The 16112-nt window shown below is 57.5% G+C and carries 13 protein-coding genes; 4 read left to right on the top strand and 9 right to left on the bottom strand.

Translation table 11 applies throughout. The features are described from left to right. Positions 1–8: 8 nt before the first annotated feature. The 9 genes from bamA to rpsB form a co-directional block, all read right to left on the bottom strand. The gene (bamA, locus tag KP808_RS06760) at positions 9–2384 is read right to left on the bottom strand and encodes an outer membrane protein assembly factor BamA (protein ID WP_032616028.1); all 2376 of its coding nucleotides are present in this window, start codon (positions 2382–2384) and stop codon (positions 9–11) included. A 74-nt stretch (positions 2385–2458) separates the two neighbouring features. Further along, complete coding sequence (rseP, locus tag KP808_RS06755) at positions 2459–3811, bottom strand: sigma E protease regulator RseP (RefSeq protein WP_011169295.1); 1353 nt, start codon at positions 3809–3811, stop codon at positions 2459–2461. Between the two features lie 117 nt (positions 3812–3928). Next, entirely contained in the window at positions 3929–5119 is a 1191-nt protein-coding gene (gene ispC / locus KP808_RS06750; RefSeq protein ID WP_057402177.1) for a 1-deoxy-D-xylulose-5-phosphate reductoisomerase, read from the bottom strand. Then, on the bottom strand, positions 5116–5931 hold the full coding sequence (locus KP808_RS06745) for a phosphatidate cytidylyltransferase (protein WP_058399654.1): 816 nt from the start codon (positions 5929–5931) through the stop codon (positions 5116–5118). Before KP808_RS06745 ends, ispC begins: the two co-directional genes overlap by 4 nt. Further along, a complete protein-coding gene (gene uppS / locus KP808_RS06740) occupies positions 5931–6686 on the bottom strand; it encodes a polyprenyl diphosphate synthase (RefSeq protein ID WP_002554726.1) in 756 nt (251 codons plus the stop codon). The genes KP808_RS06745 and uppS overlap by 1 nt, the downstream gene beginning before the upstream one ends. Before the next feature lie 16 nt (positions 6687–6702). Beyond that, positions 6703–7260: a ribosome recycling factor gene (gene frr, locus KP808_RS06735; RefSeq protein ID WP_004657953.1), complete on the bottom strand. Its 558-nt coding sequence runs from the start codon at positions 7258–7260 to the stop codon at positions 6703–6705. Next, positions 7260–8000 carry a UMP kinase gene (gene pyrH, locus KP808_RS06730; RefSeq protein WP_003364856.1) on the bottom strand — a complete coding sequence of 247 codons (741 nt, stop codon included), beginning with the start codon at positions 7998–8000 and terminating at the stop codon, positions 7260–7262. Before pyrH ends, frr begins: the two co-directional genes overlap by 1 nt. Positions 8001–8205: 205 nt before the next feature. Continuing rightward, on the bottom strand, positions 8206–9069 hold the full coding sequence (gene tsf / locus KP808_RS06725) for a translation elongation factor Ts (RefSeq protein ID WP_005743432.1): 864 nt from the start codon (positions 9067–9069) through the stop codon (positions 8206–8208). 190 nt (positions 9070–9259) lie between these two features. Further along, positions 9260–10003 (bottom strand): 30S ribosomal protein S2, encoded by a 744-nt coding sequence (gene rpsB, locus KP808_RS06720; RefSeq protein ID WP_002554730.1) that lies wholly within the window; start codon positions 10001–10003, stop codon positions 9260–9262. A 312-nt stretch (positions 10004–10315) separates the two neighbouring features. On the opposite strand from rpsB, the gene map reads away from it, so the two are divergent. The 4 genes from map (at position 10316) to KP808_RS06700 (ending at position 16069) form a co-directional block, all read left to right on the top strand. Beyond that, complete coding sequence (gene map / locus KP808_RS06715) at positions 10316–11098, top strand: type I methionyl aminopeptidase (protein ID WP_002554731.1); 783 nt, start codon at positions 10316–10318, stop codon at positions 11096–11098. A 50-nt stretch (positions 11099–11148) separates the two neighbouring features. Beyond that, positions 11149–13845, top strand: coding sequence for a [protein-PII] uridylyltransferase (locus KP808_RS06710; protein ID WP_058399653.1), 2697 nt, complete (start codon positions 11149–11151; stop codon positions 13843–13845). Positions 13846–13896: 51 nt separating this feature from the next. Next, positions 13897–15090 (top strand): succinyldiaminopimelate transaminase, encoded by a 1194-nt coding sequence (gene dapC, locus KP808_RS06705; protein WP_058399652.1) that lies wholly within the window; start codon positions 13897–13899, stop codon positions 15088–15090. Between the two features lie 133 nt (positions 15091–15223). Next, on the top strand, positions 15224–16069 hold the full coding sequence (locus KP808_RS06700) for a matrixin family metalloprotease (RefSeq protein WP_058399651.1): 846 nt from the start codon (positions 15224–15226) through the stop codon (positions 16067–16069). The last annotated feature ends 43 nt before the right edge of the window (positions 16070–16112 follow it).

The following is a 16112-nucleotide window of genomic DNA, read 5'->3' as shown; positions in this document are numbered from 1 at the left end:
TCAGACGCTTAGAAAGTCTGACCCAGGGAGAATTGGAAGACCTGTGTTTCTGCTTCGTCGTCCGGCTTCTTGATCGGCATCGCCAAGGCGAAGCTCAAAGGACCGAGCGCAGTGATCCAGGTGACACCGATACCCACAGAGCTGGCCATGCCGGAAAGGTCGATGTTGTTGCATTCGACGTTTTTACCACTGGCTGTCTTCCTGCTGGAATCGCAGTTTGTATCAAATACGTTGCCGACATCCCAGAACACGGAGGTGCGCAGGGAACGCTGGTCCTTGACGAATGGCAACGGGAACATGACTTCTACGCCACCCTGCACCAGGGCATTACCACCGAACGGCAGTGGATCCTGGTCCGGATCAGCCAACGTGCCGGGTTTTGAACCGTTACTCGGCGTACTACGCGGACCGAGCGTGCTGTCCTTGAAGCCACGAACCGAGTTGAAACCACCGGCATAGTAGTTCTCGTAGAACGGCAGACCCGAGGTCGAACCGTAGCCGTCACCGTAACCCAGCTCGGTGTGTAGACGCAGGGTGTAGTTATCGGTGATCGGGTGGAAGTACTGAGCACGGTAATCCAGCTTGAAGAACGACAGGTCGCTGCCCGGCAAGGTGGATTCAAACACCAGGCTTTGCGAGTGACCACGGGTCGCCAGTACGCCTTTGTTCAGAGTCGATTCAGACCAGCCAATCGAGCCCTTGAAGTTCAGGTACTTATCGCCTTCTTTTTCGACAAAGTCGAAGATCTCGTCAACGGTGTACTTGCCGGTCTTGATCTCATCCTGCTGCACGGTCAGGCCGTAGGTCAGGCGCGAGGTCTCGCTGATCGGGTAGCCGAGGTTGATACCGGCACCCAGGCTATCCACTGCGTAGCTTGCAACATCAACGTCAAGGTCATCGTAGTTGGTGGTGCGGTAGAACGCGTTGTAACCCAGGCTGACACCGTCCGGCGTGTAGTACGGATCGACGTAGCTGAAGTTGTAACGGCTCTGATATTCGCTGCGGGTCAGGCCGATGCTGACCTTGTTACCGGTACCGAGGAAGTTGTTCTGGCTGATCGAACCACCGAGGATCAGACCGGCGCTTTGCGCGAAGCCGACGCTGGCGGTGATCGAACCGGACGCCTGCTCTTCAACGGCGTAGTTCACATCGACCTGATCGTCGGTGCCTGGAACAGGTGGCGTCTCGACGTTGACTTCCTTGAAGAAGCCCAGACGGTCCAGACGGGTTTTCGACTGGTCAATCAGGTAGGTCGAAGCCCAGCCGCCTTCCATCTGACGCATTTCGCGACGCAGCACTTCGTCTTCCGACTTGGTGTTGCCGCGGTAGTTGATGCGGTTGACGTAGGCACGCTTGCCGGGATCGACCACGAAGGTGATGTCAACCGTGTGGTCTTCGTTGTTCGGGGTCGGCACGCCGTTGACGTTGGCGAAGGTGTAGCCTTCGTTACCCAGACGACGGGTGATCAGCTCGGACGTGGTGGTCATGACCTTACGCGAGAACACCTGACCCGGCTGTACCAGCAGCAGGGACTTGACCTGGTCTTCAGGAACCTTCAGGTCACCGCTGAGCTTGACCGACTTGACGCTGTATTTTTCGCCTTCGTTGATGTTGACCGTGATGTACACGTTCTTCTTGTCCGGCGTGATCGAGACCTGGGTCGAGGCGATATCCATGTTGATATAGCCGCGATCGAGGTAGTACGAACGCAGACGCTCAAGGTCACCCGACAGCTTTTCACGGGCGTACTTGTCATCATTCTTGAAGAACGACAGCCAGTTGCTGGTCTTGAGCTCGAACAGGTCGGTCAGGTCTTCGTCGGAGAAGACCGTGTTGCCCACCACGTTGATATGCTGAATGGAGGCGACGGTGCCTTCATTGATGTTGATTTTCAGGCCCACGCGGTTGCGCGGCTGTGGAACGACCTCGGCGTCAACCTCGGCAGAGTAACGGCCCTGGGCAACGTATTGGCGTTGCAGCTCGTTACGTACACCTTCAAGGGTTGCACGCTGGAAAATTTCACCCTCGGCCAGACCGGACTGTTTCAGCCCCTTCATCAGGTCTTCGGTGGAGATGGCCTTGTTGCCTTCGATTTCGATACTTGCAACCGAAGGACGCTCGACGACGTTGATGACGAGTACGTTGCCATCGCGACCCAGCTGGATATCTTGAAAGAAACCGGTTTTGAACAGCGAACGGGTAGCATCGACCAAACGACCATCGTCCGCCTGCTCGCCTACGTTCAGCGGCAACGCACCAAAGACACTGCCGGCGGATACCCGCTGGAGGCCGTTGACACGAATATCGGAGATGGTGAAGGACTCGGCGTGAACTTCAGCGATCATCAGTGCGGAAAGAACCGCAGTTAGCAGCAGACGTTTCATGAAGTCCTTTCTTATTCCAACTGGCAATAAACAAACTGCCGCAAAATGCGGCAGATTCGCAACTCGGCAAAGCGTTACAGTCGGCCCAGATCGTTGACCAGCGCGAGCAACATTACGCCCACCACCAGACTGATACCGATCTGCGCCCCCCAACCTTGAACCTTTTCCGAAAGGGGACGACCACGCGCCCACTCGATCAGATAAAACAGCAAATGCCCCCCGTCCAGGACGGGAATGGGCAGCAAATTCAGAACACCCAGGCTAATACTCAGATAAGCGAGGAAGTTCAGAAAATCTCCGATGCCCGACTGGGCCGAAGCGCCCGCCACTTTAGCAATGGTTATCGGTCCACTCAAGTTTTTTACCGAGAGCTCGCCGAACAACATTTTCTTCAGTGAGTCCAGGGTCAGCACACTCATGTTCCACGTGCGCTTTATCCCCTCGCCCATCGCGGCGAAAGGACCGTAGCTGACCTCGCGCAGCATTTCCGGTGGCCAATCGACAGCTTTGACGCCAGCCCCCAGATAACCCGCGGCCGCCTTGCCTTCGCCTTTCGCGGCGAGGGTTACAGGGACGTCCATTTGTACACCGTCACGCTCGATGCGCAGCGATACTTTTGCCTCAGGGCGCTCGCGCACCCGGTCAACAACCTGCTGCCACTCATTGAGCGGCTGACCGTCCATCGAAATCAGGCGATCTCCGGTTTTAAGCCCGGCACTCTGCGCCGGACCTTTCGGGTCGATCTCTGCCAGCACGGGCAACAAGGCCGGGCGCCACGGACGAATACCCAGCGACTTGATCGGATCAGGCTCTTCAGCCCCCCTGAGCCAGTCATTGAGTACCAGTTCACGAGACGTGTCGACCGTCGAACCCTGATCCCTGAGCTTCAAAGCGATGGTGCCGCTTTCACCCAGGCGGCGGACCAGTTGCAGATTCACCCCGGCCCAGCCCGACGTCGGCTCGCCATCGACTGCGACGATTTCCTGCCCGGCAGTCAGACCCGCCTGTTGAGCGATGCTTCCGGACTCGACGGCGCCGATAACCGGACGAACCTGTTCGCTGCCCATCATCGCCAGCACCCAGAAAAACGCGATGGCCAGCAGGAAATTGGCTGTCGGGCCTGCGATCACGATTGCGATACGCTGCCCGACGGTCTTGCGATTGAACGACTGGTCGGCAAGCTCGGGCGGGACATTGCCTTCGCGCTCGTCGAGCATTTTGACATAGCCACCCAGCGGAATTGCAGCGACCACATACTCGGTGCCCTGACGATCACTCCAACGCAGAAGAGGCGTGCCGAAGCCCACTGAAAAACGCAGCACCTTGACGCCACAACGCCTGGCCACCCAGAAGTGGCCGAATTCGTGGAAGGTCACCAGCACGCCCAACGCAATCAGGGTGCCGAGAATCATGTATAAAGCGCTCATCAGCCTTCTCCGGGTACCGACTGGTCGGCCAGTGTGTTAATCATCGCAGACTTCAAAAGCTGCCGTTGACGCACCACATCGACCCTTTCATTCAAATCCTGACGGGTCATCAGATCGCTATCGCCCGTTTCTTTCAAGCCATTGGCCCGCGAGCAAACGCGCTTTTGCATCCGCGGCAAACACCGCGTCGAGCCCTTCGACCGCAGTCACAGGCTCATGATTCAGAACCTCCTCGATAATACCGGCGATTTCCAGGTAACGGATACGCCCATCAAGGAATGCAGCGACGGCCACTTCATTGGCTGCGTTAAGCATGGCAGGCGCACTGCCTCCAGCCTCTGCCGCGTGACGCGCCAGCCGCAGGCAGGGGAAACGCTCCTCGTCGGGCTTCTGAAAATCAAGCTGGCCGATACGGAACAGATCCAGAGGCGCAACACCAGAGTCTACACGTGCAGGCCAGGCCAGTGCATTGGCGATGGGCGTACGCATGTCGGGATTGCCCAATTGAGCGAGTACAGAGCCATCAACATAATCGACCAGCGAGTGGATCACGCTCTGCGGATGGATGACCACCTCGACCTGATCCGGACGTGCGTCGAACAGCCAGCAGGCTTCGATCAGCTCAAGGCCCTTGTTCATCATGGTCGCCGAATCAACGGAAATCTTGCGACCCATCGACCAGACAGGATGCGCGCAGGCCTGTTCGGGCGTCACATTCTGCAACTGTTCGAGCGGGGTTTCGCGGAACGGTCCGCCCGAGGCCGTCAACATGATCCGCCGGACACCCACAGCACCAAGCCCGCGAGCAAAATCGCCGGGCAGGCACTGGAAAATCGCATTGTGCTCACTGTCGATGGGCAGCAGCACTGCGCCGCTCTGCCGAACAGCCTGCATAAACAGGTCACCGGACATGACCAGCGCTTCCTTGTTGGCCAGCAAGACCTTCTTGCCCGCCTCGACCGCAGCCAGGGTCGGGCGCAGACCGGCAGCGCCGACAATGGCGGCCATGACTGCGTCGACGCGCGGGTGCGCGGCTACTTCACACAGACCACCCTCGCCTACCAGTACCCGGGTGTCGAGCCCGGCCGCAGCGAGGTCGTCCTGCAATTTACGGGCGGCGACCTGATCGGGAACCACAGCGTATTGCGGGGTATGCCGGACGCACAGGGCCAGCAACTCATCGAGACGACTGAAGCCCGTAAGCGCGAATACCTGATAAAGAGAAGGATGACGTGCGACGACATCCAGAGTGCTCAGACCGATAGAGCCTGTGGCACCCAGAATGGTGATGTGTTGCGGCCCACTCACATGACACCCCAGTCAGCGGCCCAGAGCAGAACCGCAAATACCGGAATGGCCGCAGTAAGGCTGTCGATACGATCCAGCACGCCGCCGTGCCCAGGCAGCAGGTTGCTGCTGTCCTTGACCCCTGACTGGCGCTTGAACATGCTTTCAGTCAGGTCGCCAATTACGGAGATGAACACAATCACAGCAGCGCCAAGCAGCCCGGCGATGAACTGAGCAACGGTCCAGTCGCGAGAAACACCCACAGCGGCCGTAATGCCCAGACTGACTGCCAGACCGCCGTATACGCCTTCCCAACTCTTGCCCGGACTTACCTTGGGGGCCAGCTTGCGCTTGCCGAACGCCTTGCCGGAGAAATAGGCACCAATGTCGGCAGCCCATACCAGCACCATCACCGACAGAATCAGCCAGTTACCCAGCGGCCACTGCTTGATCAGCACCAACCCCTGCCAGGCAGGCAGCAAAATCAAAAGACCGATCACCAGCTTGCAGGCCGCGCTTGCCCAGTGGTTGCTGGAGTCCGGATAGGTAAGGACCAGAAAGGTCGCCACGCCCCACCAGATGACGGCTGCGACGAGCACCCAGGGCTCCAGCCCTGGCAGCAGATACATGAGGAATAGCAGAATTGCGACCACAGCCGCATAACCGATGCGCATCGACTGCGCAGCAAAACCTGCGAGCCGCGCCCATTCCCAGGAACCCAGCACGACAACCACCCCGATGAACAGGGCGAAGTACATGCCGGTCAGCAGGAAAAAACCGCACAAGGCGATCGGCAACAAAATGAGTGCCGTGATGATCCGTTGTTTCAGCATTAAGCCCGGGCCCCAGCCTCTACCTGTTCGCTGGTTTTACCGAAGCGACGTTGGCGAGAAGCGAAATCTGCCAGCGCGGCGCGCATGGCATCGTGTTTGAAGTCCGGCCAGAACAGGTCGGAGAAGTACAGCTCGGCATAGGCCAGCTGCCAAAGCAGGAAATTACTGATGCGGTGTTCGCCACCGGTGCGGATGCACAAGTCCGGCAACGGCAGATCGCCCGTTGCCAGACAGGTCTGCAGCAGCTCGGGAGTAATATCCTCCGGCTGCAGGTGCCCGGCCTGAACCTCGCGCGCCAGCCGCTGGGCAGCCTGTGCGATGTCCCACTGCCCACCGTAGTTGGCAGCGATCTGCAGCACGAAACGGCTGTTGCCGGATGTGCGCACTTCCGCCTCGCGCATTGCAGCCTGCAGCTCGGGATGAAAGCGCGAGCGATCGCCAATGATCCGCAGGCTGATGTCGTTCTCGTTCAGGCGCTTGGTTTCGCGGCGTAGCGCCGTGAAGAAAAGCTCCATCAGCGCACCAACCTCTTCGGCCGGGCGCTGCCAGTTTTCACTGGAGAACGCGAACAGTGTCAGCACCTCGACCTTGGCTTCGGCACACACCTCGATAACGGCACGCACAGCGTCGACGCCCGCCTTATGGCCAGCGACGCCTGGCAGCAGGCGCTTCTTGGCCCAGCGATTATTACCATCCATGATAATCGCGACATGGCGCGGTACCGAAGACGGCACGGCCGGTTTTATCTTTTCCATGAAAGCGTCCGAAACCTTAAACAGCCATCAGATCAGCTTCTTTCTGCTTGACCGCAACTTCGATTTCCGCAACGAACTTGTCGGTCAGCTTTTGCACGTCGTCAGCCGCACGACGCTCTTCGTCTTCGCTGATTTCCTTCTCCTTGACCAGATCTTTCAACTGGCTCAGGGCGTCACGACGAATGTTGCGTACAGCAACACGAGCGTCTTCAGCGGCATCGCGTGCCTGCTTGGTGAAGCCCTTGCGGGTTTCCTCGGTCAGGGCCGGCATGGAGATCAGCAACAGCTCACCCAGGTTAGTCGGGTTGAAGCCCAGACCGGAGCTCTGGATAGCCTTGTCGACAGCGGCAAGCATATTGCGCTCAAACGCTACGACCTGAAGGGTACGCGAGTCCTTGACGGTGACGTTGGCCACCTGGCTGAGCGGGGTATCGGCACCGTAGTAAGGAACCATGACACCACCGAGGATGCTCGGATGCGCTTTGCCGGTACGGATACGGGTGAACGCATGGGTCAGCGATTCCAGACTCTTCTGCATGCGGGTCTGAGCGTCTTTCTTGATTTCGTTGATCATTATTGTGCTTCCTCGATCAGGGTCCCTTCAGCGCCACCATGGACGATATTCAGAAGAGCACCCGGCTTGTTCATGTTGAAGACGCGCAATGGCATCTTGTGATCGCGACACAGGCAGATTGCGGTCAGATCCATCACACCCAGCTTGCGATCCAGCACTTCATCGTAGGTCAGATGATCGAACTTCTCGGCATTCGGGTCCTTGAACGGATCTGCAGTGTAGACACCATCCACCTTGGTGGCCTTGAGCACTACATCGGCGTCGATCTCGATCGCTCGCAGGCAGGCAGCCGAGTCGGTCGTAAAGAACGGATTACCAGTGCCGGCAGCAAAAATCACCACTTCCTTCGAGCTGAGATGGCGCATGGCCTTGCGGCGGTCGTAATGATCGGTCACGCCTACCATGGAAATGGCCGACATCACGATGGCGGTGATATTAGCGCGCTCCAGCGCATCGCGCATTGCCAGGGCGTTCATCACAGTGGCCAGCATGCCCATGTGATCGCCTGTCACCCGATCCATGCCCGCAGCACTCAAGGCCGCGCCACGAAACAGGTTGCCGCCGCCGATCACCAGACCGACCTGAACGCCGATACCGACCAGCTGGCCGACTTCCAGCGCCATACGGTCCAGCACCTTGGGGTCAATGCCGAACTCTTCCGAGCCCATGAGGGCCTCACCGCTGAGCTTGAGTAGAATGCGTTTATAGCGAGCCTGATAACCACTGCCCTGCTGAGCCATTGCGAATCTCTCCTGCGGCGTTTTCTGAAAAAAATCTGTGCCGGCTATTTCAAGCCTGCGCTTACTTTAGCTTGACGCTCTGCGAGCGTCGGGAGAATGCAGCCTTGTGAGCACAATCTCCAAGGAAAATTTCCTTTTCTCTTTCGACAAAGAGGCCGCACGCGTGAGCGGGCAGCCTCTTTGGGGCGACAGTTGAAAAACCGTCTTACTGCTTGGCAGCAGCCAGCTGTGCAGCCACTTCGTCAGCGAAGTTATCAACTGGCTTCTCGATGCCGTCGCCTACTTTGAAGTAGGTGAAGGAAACGATTTCAGCACCGGCTTTCTTGGCCAGATCACCGACCTTGACTTCCGGGTTCTTGACGAAGGCTTGCTCGACCAGGCTGGCTTCTGCCAGGAACTTGGTGATACGACCGCCAACCATTTTCTCAACGATGTCAGCCGGCTTGCCTTTGATCTTGTCTTCGTTCAGTTGCAGGAAGACATTCTTCTCGCGCTCGATCGCTTCGGCAGACACTTCCGAAGGGAACAGGAACTCGGGGTTGCTTGCCGCTACGTGCATGGCGATATCTTTGGCCAGCTCGACGTCGCCACCCTTGAGGGTAACAACTACGCCGATCTTGTTGCCGTGCAGGTAAGTACCTACAACATCACCTTCGATACGCTTCAGGCGACGGATGTTGACGTTTTCGCCAACCTTGCCGACCAGTACCAGACGCGCAGCTTCCTGAGCTTCGATCAACGGAGCGGCATCAGTCATCTTCTCAGCGAAGGCTTTTTCGACGCTTGCAGCAACGAAAGCCTTGAAGTCGTCTTGCAGGGCCAGGAAGTCGGTCTGCGAGTTGACTTCGATGATGACAGCGGCTTTACCGTCGTCCTTGATGGCGATAGCGCCTTCAGCAGCCACGTTACCTGCTTTCTTGGCGGCCTTGATGGCGCCGGAAGCACGCATATCGTCGATTGCTTTTTCGATGTCGCCGCCAGCCTTGGTCAAGGCCTTTTTGCAATCCATCATGCCTTCGCCGGTACGCTCGCGCAGTTCTTTGACCAACGCTGCAGTAATCTCTGCCATTTCAAAATCCTCTTGGATAGGTCTTCAACCATTCCACCCGGTTCGCCGGGCGTGCAATTCTTGAAAAATCAGGGTGGCAGCAACACATGACAGCAAGGTCATGGCTACAGACCGACAAATCATTTCCTAGGTGGCAAAAAGGGGGCTAAGCCCCCTTTTCGCGTACTGAGTAAACGCCAGGCGTTTGTACTCAGCCTTCTACAGCAGCTGCAGCTGGAGCTTCTTCGACGAATACGTCGGTGCCGCCAGCAACATTGTTACGGCCACGGATAACAGCGTCAGCCATCGAACCCATGTACAGCTGGATGGCGCGAATGGCGTCATCGTTGCCCGGGATGATGTAGTCAACGCCTTCCGGGCTGCTGTTGGTATCGACAACGCCGATAACCGGGATGCCCAGCTTGTTGGCTTCAGTGATCGCGATGCGCTCGTGATCAACGTCGATAACGAACAGTGCGTCTGGCAGACCGCCCATGTCCTTGATACCACCCAGGCTGCGATCCAGTTTTTCCAGATCACGGGTGCGCATCAGGGCTTCTTTCTTGGTCAGCTTGGCGAAAGTACCGTCTTCGGACTGTACTTCCAGCTCGCGCAGACGTTTGATCGACTGACGGATGGTCTTGAAGTTGGTCAGCATGCCACCCAACCAGCGATGGTCGACGTACGGCGAACCGCAACGTGCTGCTTCTTCAGCAACGATCTTGCCAGCGGAACGCTTGGTGCCGACGAACAGAATCTTGTTTTTGCCCGAAGCCAGGCGCTCAACGAAAGTCAGAGCTTCGTTGAACATAGGCAGGGTTTTTTCAAGGTTGATGATGTGAATCTTGTTACGCGCGCCGAAAATGTACTTACCCATTTTCGGGTTCCAGTAACGGGTTTGGTGACCGAAGTGCACACCGGCCTTCAGCATATCGCGCATATTGACTTGGGACATGATAGTTCCTTGATAAGTCGGGTTAGGCCTCCACGTATCCCAATGACCAACCAATGGCATCTGCCAAGGGCACCCAGGTCATCGTGTCGACACGTGTGTGGGTTTGTGCTTCAAGGGCGGACCTTGGAAAGCGGCGCATTTTATATCACAAAAGGGAAGAGAACGGAACTCCCATCAAGTTCTTGTTTTGCGGTGCTTTTAAAGCGGCATCCGTTGCCTATAGAAGGAAGCGATGATTACCCGGCACTGGCGGTCTGATAGAATTGCGCCTTTGCGCACCAACCGCGTGCCAGCCACGCCGAGAGATTCTGTATGACCATCACCCTCAAAACCCCGGAAGACATCGAAAAGATGCGCATCGCCGGTCGCCTGGCCGCCGATGTACTGGAAATGATAGCGCCTCACGTAAAGCCCGGTGTGACCACCGAAGAGCTGGACCGCCTCTGCCACGATTACATCGTCAACGAGCAACAGGCGATCCCTGCCCCGCTGAACTACAAAGGCTTCCCCAAGTCGATCTGCACCTCGATCAATCAGGTGGTCTGCCACGGCATCCCGAGCGACAAGAAGCTGAAGAACGGCGACTCGCTCAACATTGACGTTACCGTCATAAAGGACGGGTACCACGGAGACACCAGCAGAATGTTCCATGTCGGCACCGTTCCGGTATGGGCCGAGCGCCTGTCGAAAGTGACTCAGGAATGCCTGTACAAGGCCATCGAAATCGTCAAACCCGGCACTCGCCTGGGTGACATCGGCGCGGTTATTCAGAAACACGCTGAAAAGAACGGCTTCTCCGTTGTTCGGGAGTTCTGTGGTCACGGCATCGGCAAGGTGTTTCATGAGGAGCCGCAGGTCATGCACTTCGGCGAGGCCGGAACCGGTATCGAGCTGCAGGAAGGCATGACCTTCACCATCGAGCCGATGATCAACCAGGGACGCCCTGAAACCAAGATTCTTGGCGATGGCTGGACGGCGATCACCAAGGACCGCAAGCTCTCGGCGCAATGGGAGCACACGCTGCTGGTAACCGCCGACGGTTACGAAATCTTCACTTTACGCAGCGACGACACTATTGCACAAAAAGCCCCCTGACCGGAGGCTGCACGACTGAACACCCGACCCGACGTGAGGAATACTGCTCCATGCCGCAAGTAGATCCAGACTTGTTCGATCGTGGCCAGTTCCAGGCCGAACTGGCCTTGAAAGCCAGCCCCATCGCTGCGTTCAAGAAGGCTATCCGCAGGGCGAAAGACGTCCTCGATGATCGCTTCAAGTCGGGGCGCGACATTCGGCGACTGATCGAAGACCGGGCATGGTTTGTGGATAACATCCTGCAGAAGGCCTGGGATCAGTTCGAATGGAGCGAAGACGCCGATATCGCCCTGCTTGCAGTGGGCGGCTACGGGCGCGGCGAGCTGCACCCGTACTCTGACATTGATCTGCTGATCCTGCTGGACAGTGATGACCACGAAGTTTTTCGCGAACCTATCGAGCGGTTTCTGACGCTGCTCTGGGACATCGGCCTGGAGGTCGGGCAAAGCGTGCGCTCCGTCAATGAATGTGCGCAGGAAGGCCGTGCCGACCTGACTGTCATCACCAACCTGATGGAAAGCCGCACCATCGCCGGCCCCGAGCATCTGCGCCAGCGCATGCTGGAAGTCACCAGCACCGAGCACATGTGGCCTAGCAAGGAGTTCTTCCTTGCCAAGCACGCCGAACAGAAAAAGCGTCATCACAAGTACAACGATACCGAATACAACCTGGAACCCAACGTCAAGGGATCGCCCGGCGGCCTGCGCGACATTCAGACCATTCTGTGGGTTGCGCGACGCCAGTATGGCACGCTGAATCTGCACGCACTGGCAGGCGAAGGCTTCCTGCTGGGCAGCGAAAACGCCCTGCTCGCCTCCTCTCAGGAGTTTTTGTGGAAGGTGCGTTACGCGCTGCACATGCTGGCGGGACGCTCCGAGGACCGGCTTCTGTTCGATTATCAGGTCCGCATCGCAGGCTTGCTGGGCTATGAAGACAACGATGCAAAGCTGGCCATAGAGCGTTTCATGCAGAAGTATTACCGCGTGGTCATGAGCATCGCCGAACTCAGCGATCTGATCATCCAGCATTTCGAAGAAGTGATTCTTTCCGACGACAGCGGCACAGCACAGCCGATCAATTCGCGCTTCCAGCTGCACGACGGCTATATAGAAGCCACCAACCCGAACGTCTTCAAGCGCACCCCATTTGCCATGATCGAGATCTTCGTGCTCATGGCCCAGCATCCCGAGATAAAGGGCGTGCGCGCCGACACCATTCGTTTGCTGCGTGAACATCGGCACCTGATCAACGATGATTTCCGTAACGATATTCGTAACACCAGCCTGTTCATCGAGCTGTTCAAGTGCGAGATAGGCATTCATCGCAACCTGCGCCGAATGAACCGCTACGGCATTCTCGGGCTGTATCTGCCGGAATTCGGCCATATCGTCGGGCAGATGCAGCACGACCTGTTCCACATCTATACCGTCGATGCGCACACGCTGAATCTGATCAAGCACCTGCGCAAGCTGCAATACACCGAAGTCTCCGAAAAATTTCCGCTGGCCAGCAAAATCATGGCTCGCCTGCCAAAGCCGGAGCTGATCTACCTGGCCGGGCTGTACCACGACATTGGCAAGGGCCGCGGCGGCGATCACTCTGAGCTGGGCGCAATAGATGCACAGGCGTTCGGTACGCGCCATCATCTGCCCGACTGGGACACCCGCCTTATTGTCTGGCTGGTGAGCAACCATCTGGTCATGTCGACCACCGCACAGCGCAAGGACCTTTCAGATCCACAGGTCATCCACGATTTCGCCCAGTTCGTTGGCGACGAAGTGCATCTGGACTATCTGTATGTGCTGACCGTTGCCGACATCAACGCGACCAACCCGACCCTCTGGAATTCGTGGCGCGCCAGCCTGCTGCGCCAGTTGTACACCGAGACCAAGCGCGCCTTGCGCCGTGGCCTGGAAAACCCGGTTGATCGCGAGGAGCAGATCCGTCGCACCCAGACCGCAGCGCTGGACATCCTGGTACGTAACGGCACCGACCCTGACGATGTCGAGCAACTCTGGTCAGCGCTGGGAGACGATTATTTCCTGCGCCACACCGCTGGCGACGTCGCCTGGCACAGCGATGCCATCCTGCAGCAGCCAGCCGACGGCGGCCCGCTGGTGCTGATCAAGGAAACCACACAACGGGAATTCGAGGGCGGCACGCAAATATTCATTTACGCCCCGGACCAGCATGATTTCTTCGCTGTGACCGTGGCGGCGATGGACCAGTTGAACCTGAACATTCATGACGCGCGCATTATCACGTCCAGCAGCAAATTCACCCTCGACACCTATATCGTCCTCGACAACGAAGGTGGTTCGATCGGCGACAATCCGGAACGCGTTCAGGAAATCCGCAACGGCCTGACCGAAGCGCTGCGCAACCCGGATGATTACCCGACGATCATCAAGCGCCGCGTGCCTCGCCAGCTCAAGCATTTTGCTTTCGCACCGCAAGTCACCATTCACAATGACGCCCAGCGCCCGGTGACGGTACTTGAACTACTGGCACCTGACCGCCCCGGCCTGCTGGCGCGCATCGGCAAGATCTTCCTGGAGTTCGATCTGTCATTGCAGAATGCCAAGATTGCGACCCTGGGCGAACGCGTGGAAGACGTGTTCTTCATCACCGACGCGAACAATCATCCGCTGTCCGACCCACAGTTGTGCAGCCAGTTGCAGGACGCAATCGTCAAGCAACTGAGCGTCAACTCAGAGCCCGGCCATGACTTGCGGATCAGCATATGAGCACTCGGCCAAACGAATCGACTCAACGCAGCCCATTGAGGAACACCCCACATGAATAACGCGATGCAACTGCTTCAGCCTTACCCTTTCGAGAAGCTGCGCGCCTTGCTGGCCGGCGTAACGCCCAACCCGGAAAAGCGCCCTGTTGCATTGTCGATTGGTGAGCCTAAGCACCGCTCACCCGATTTCGTCGCCAAGACACTGGCAGACAACCTCGATCAGATGGCGGTTTACCCGACCACGCTGGGTATCCCGGCGCTGCGCGAAGCCATTGCCGGCTGGTGCAACCGTCGATTCGGCGTACCACAGGGCTGGATCGATCCGGCACGCAATGTATTGCCGGTCAATGGCACACGCGAAGCGCTGTTCGCCTTCACCCAGACAGTGGTCAATCGTAGCGATGACGGCCTGGTGATCAGCCCGAACCCGTTTTATCAGATCTATGAAGGCGCCGCCTTTCTGGCCGGAGCCCAGCCTCACTACCTGCCATGCCTGAGCGATAACGGTTTCAACCCCGATTTCGACGCAGTCAGCGCGGACACCTGGAAGCGCTGCCAGATCCTGTTCCTGTGCTCGCCGGGTAACCCGACCGGAGCACTGATTCCGGTTGAAACCCTGAAAAAACTCATCGCCCTGGCCGATGAACATGACTTTGTCATTGCTGCGGACGAATGCTACAGCGAGCTGTACTTTGATGAGCAGACCCCACCGCCTGGCTTGCTCAGCGCCTGCGTCGAGCTGGGTCGCCAGGATTTCAAGCGTTGCGTGGTGTTCCACAGCCTGTCCAAGCGTTCCAACCTGCCAGGCCTGCGTTCAGGTTTTGTGGCCGGTGATGCCGACGTTCTCAAGGCCTTCCTGCTGTATCGCACGTATCACGGCTGCGCCATGCCGGTACAGACTCAACTGGCCAGCATCGCTGCCTGGAATGACGAGGATCACGTACGCGCGAACCGGGACTTGTACCGTGAAAAATTCGATGCCGTGCTCGACATCCTCGCGCCAGTGCTCGACGTCCAGCGCCCGGACGGGGGTTTTTACCTATGGCCGAATGTCGGCACCGATGATGCTGCATTTTGCCGAGACCTGTTCATCGATCAGCATGTGACTGCAGTACCGGGTTCATACCTTTCCCGCGAAGTGGATGGCGTCAACCCGGGTGCCGGCCGGGTTCGCCTGGCGCTCGTGGCACCTTTGGCCGAGTGCGTCGAAGCCGCCGAACGTATCCGCGCATTCCTGAGCAAATAAAAAGCCAAGCTTCAGGAATACAGCCCCGCCGCCTGCGTTGTGCGGCGGGGTAATTAGTTACCACCTGCTACACCCTGCACAAACGTACCTTCAACCTTCATTTTTCAGGCTTCCTGAAAGGAAGCGAACTACGATGAAGGTCAACCCCATGTCCGCACCCACCACACAGGGCATAAAGCTGCCTGCATCCTGCGCCATGCGCAGTGCAACGAATCATCAAGCCTCGTACGAAACCGCCATTCGCGAAAACCCAGCCAACGCGGCAATCACTCCCACTTACGAATCAGAAACAGGCTATGACACCGAGGAGTCAACGCGCATGGCACGTCTTCTGGTGTCGTTCAGCAAATACTGGGCACGCGGTCGGACTCTGAAAATTCTTTTCCAGAAAGACCCTCCTGCCATTCTGACGACACCCATCGTCGACGCTGCGAAGAAGTGGCTGCCTCACATAAGTCTGAAATTCGAGTTTGTGACAGGCGGGGCCAGCGATATTCGAATCGGCTTCAACGAACATCTGAACTGGAGCGCCATAGGCACTGATGCCCTGTTGGCCGAGCAGAATGAAACCACCATGGAATTCAACGTCAAGGAGCTGTACACGGCAGAGCTGAAACCCATGCCAGACTTGACGCGTATCGTGCTCCATGAATTCGGGCACGCCTTGGGAGCAGTTCACGAGCACCAGCATCCTCAGGCAAACATCCCCTGGAACGAATCGCTTCTACGCCCCCTGCTTTTGCAATCCGGATTGACTGACGAAGAAATCAATACCAATTTTTTCGACAAGTACGAAGCTGCTGATTTCTACCATTCGGCTTACGACCGTGATTCTGTCATGCATTACGATATTCCCAACGGCCTGACCCTTGGCGACTTTGAAATTATCAACACAGGCAAGACGCTCAGCCCTGACGACATCGAAGTGATGGGCTCCATATACGGGGACCGGAAGAACTCAAAGTTTGAAACGCGGTGACAGGACATCGCAAAGAAAATACTGATCGTCAGGCAGTGACGCG

This window comes from Pseudomonas savastanoi (assembly GCF_020917325.1).
Taxonomy (GTDB): Bacteria; Pseudomonadota; Gammaproteobacteria; order Pseudomonadales; family Pseudomonadaceae; genus Aquipseudomonas; species Aquipseudomonas amygdali.
Note: the sequence above shows the minus strand (reverse complement) of the source record. Positions and strands in the feature narration are given on the sequence as shown.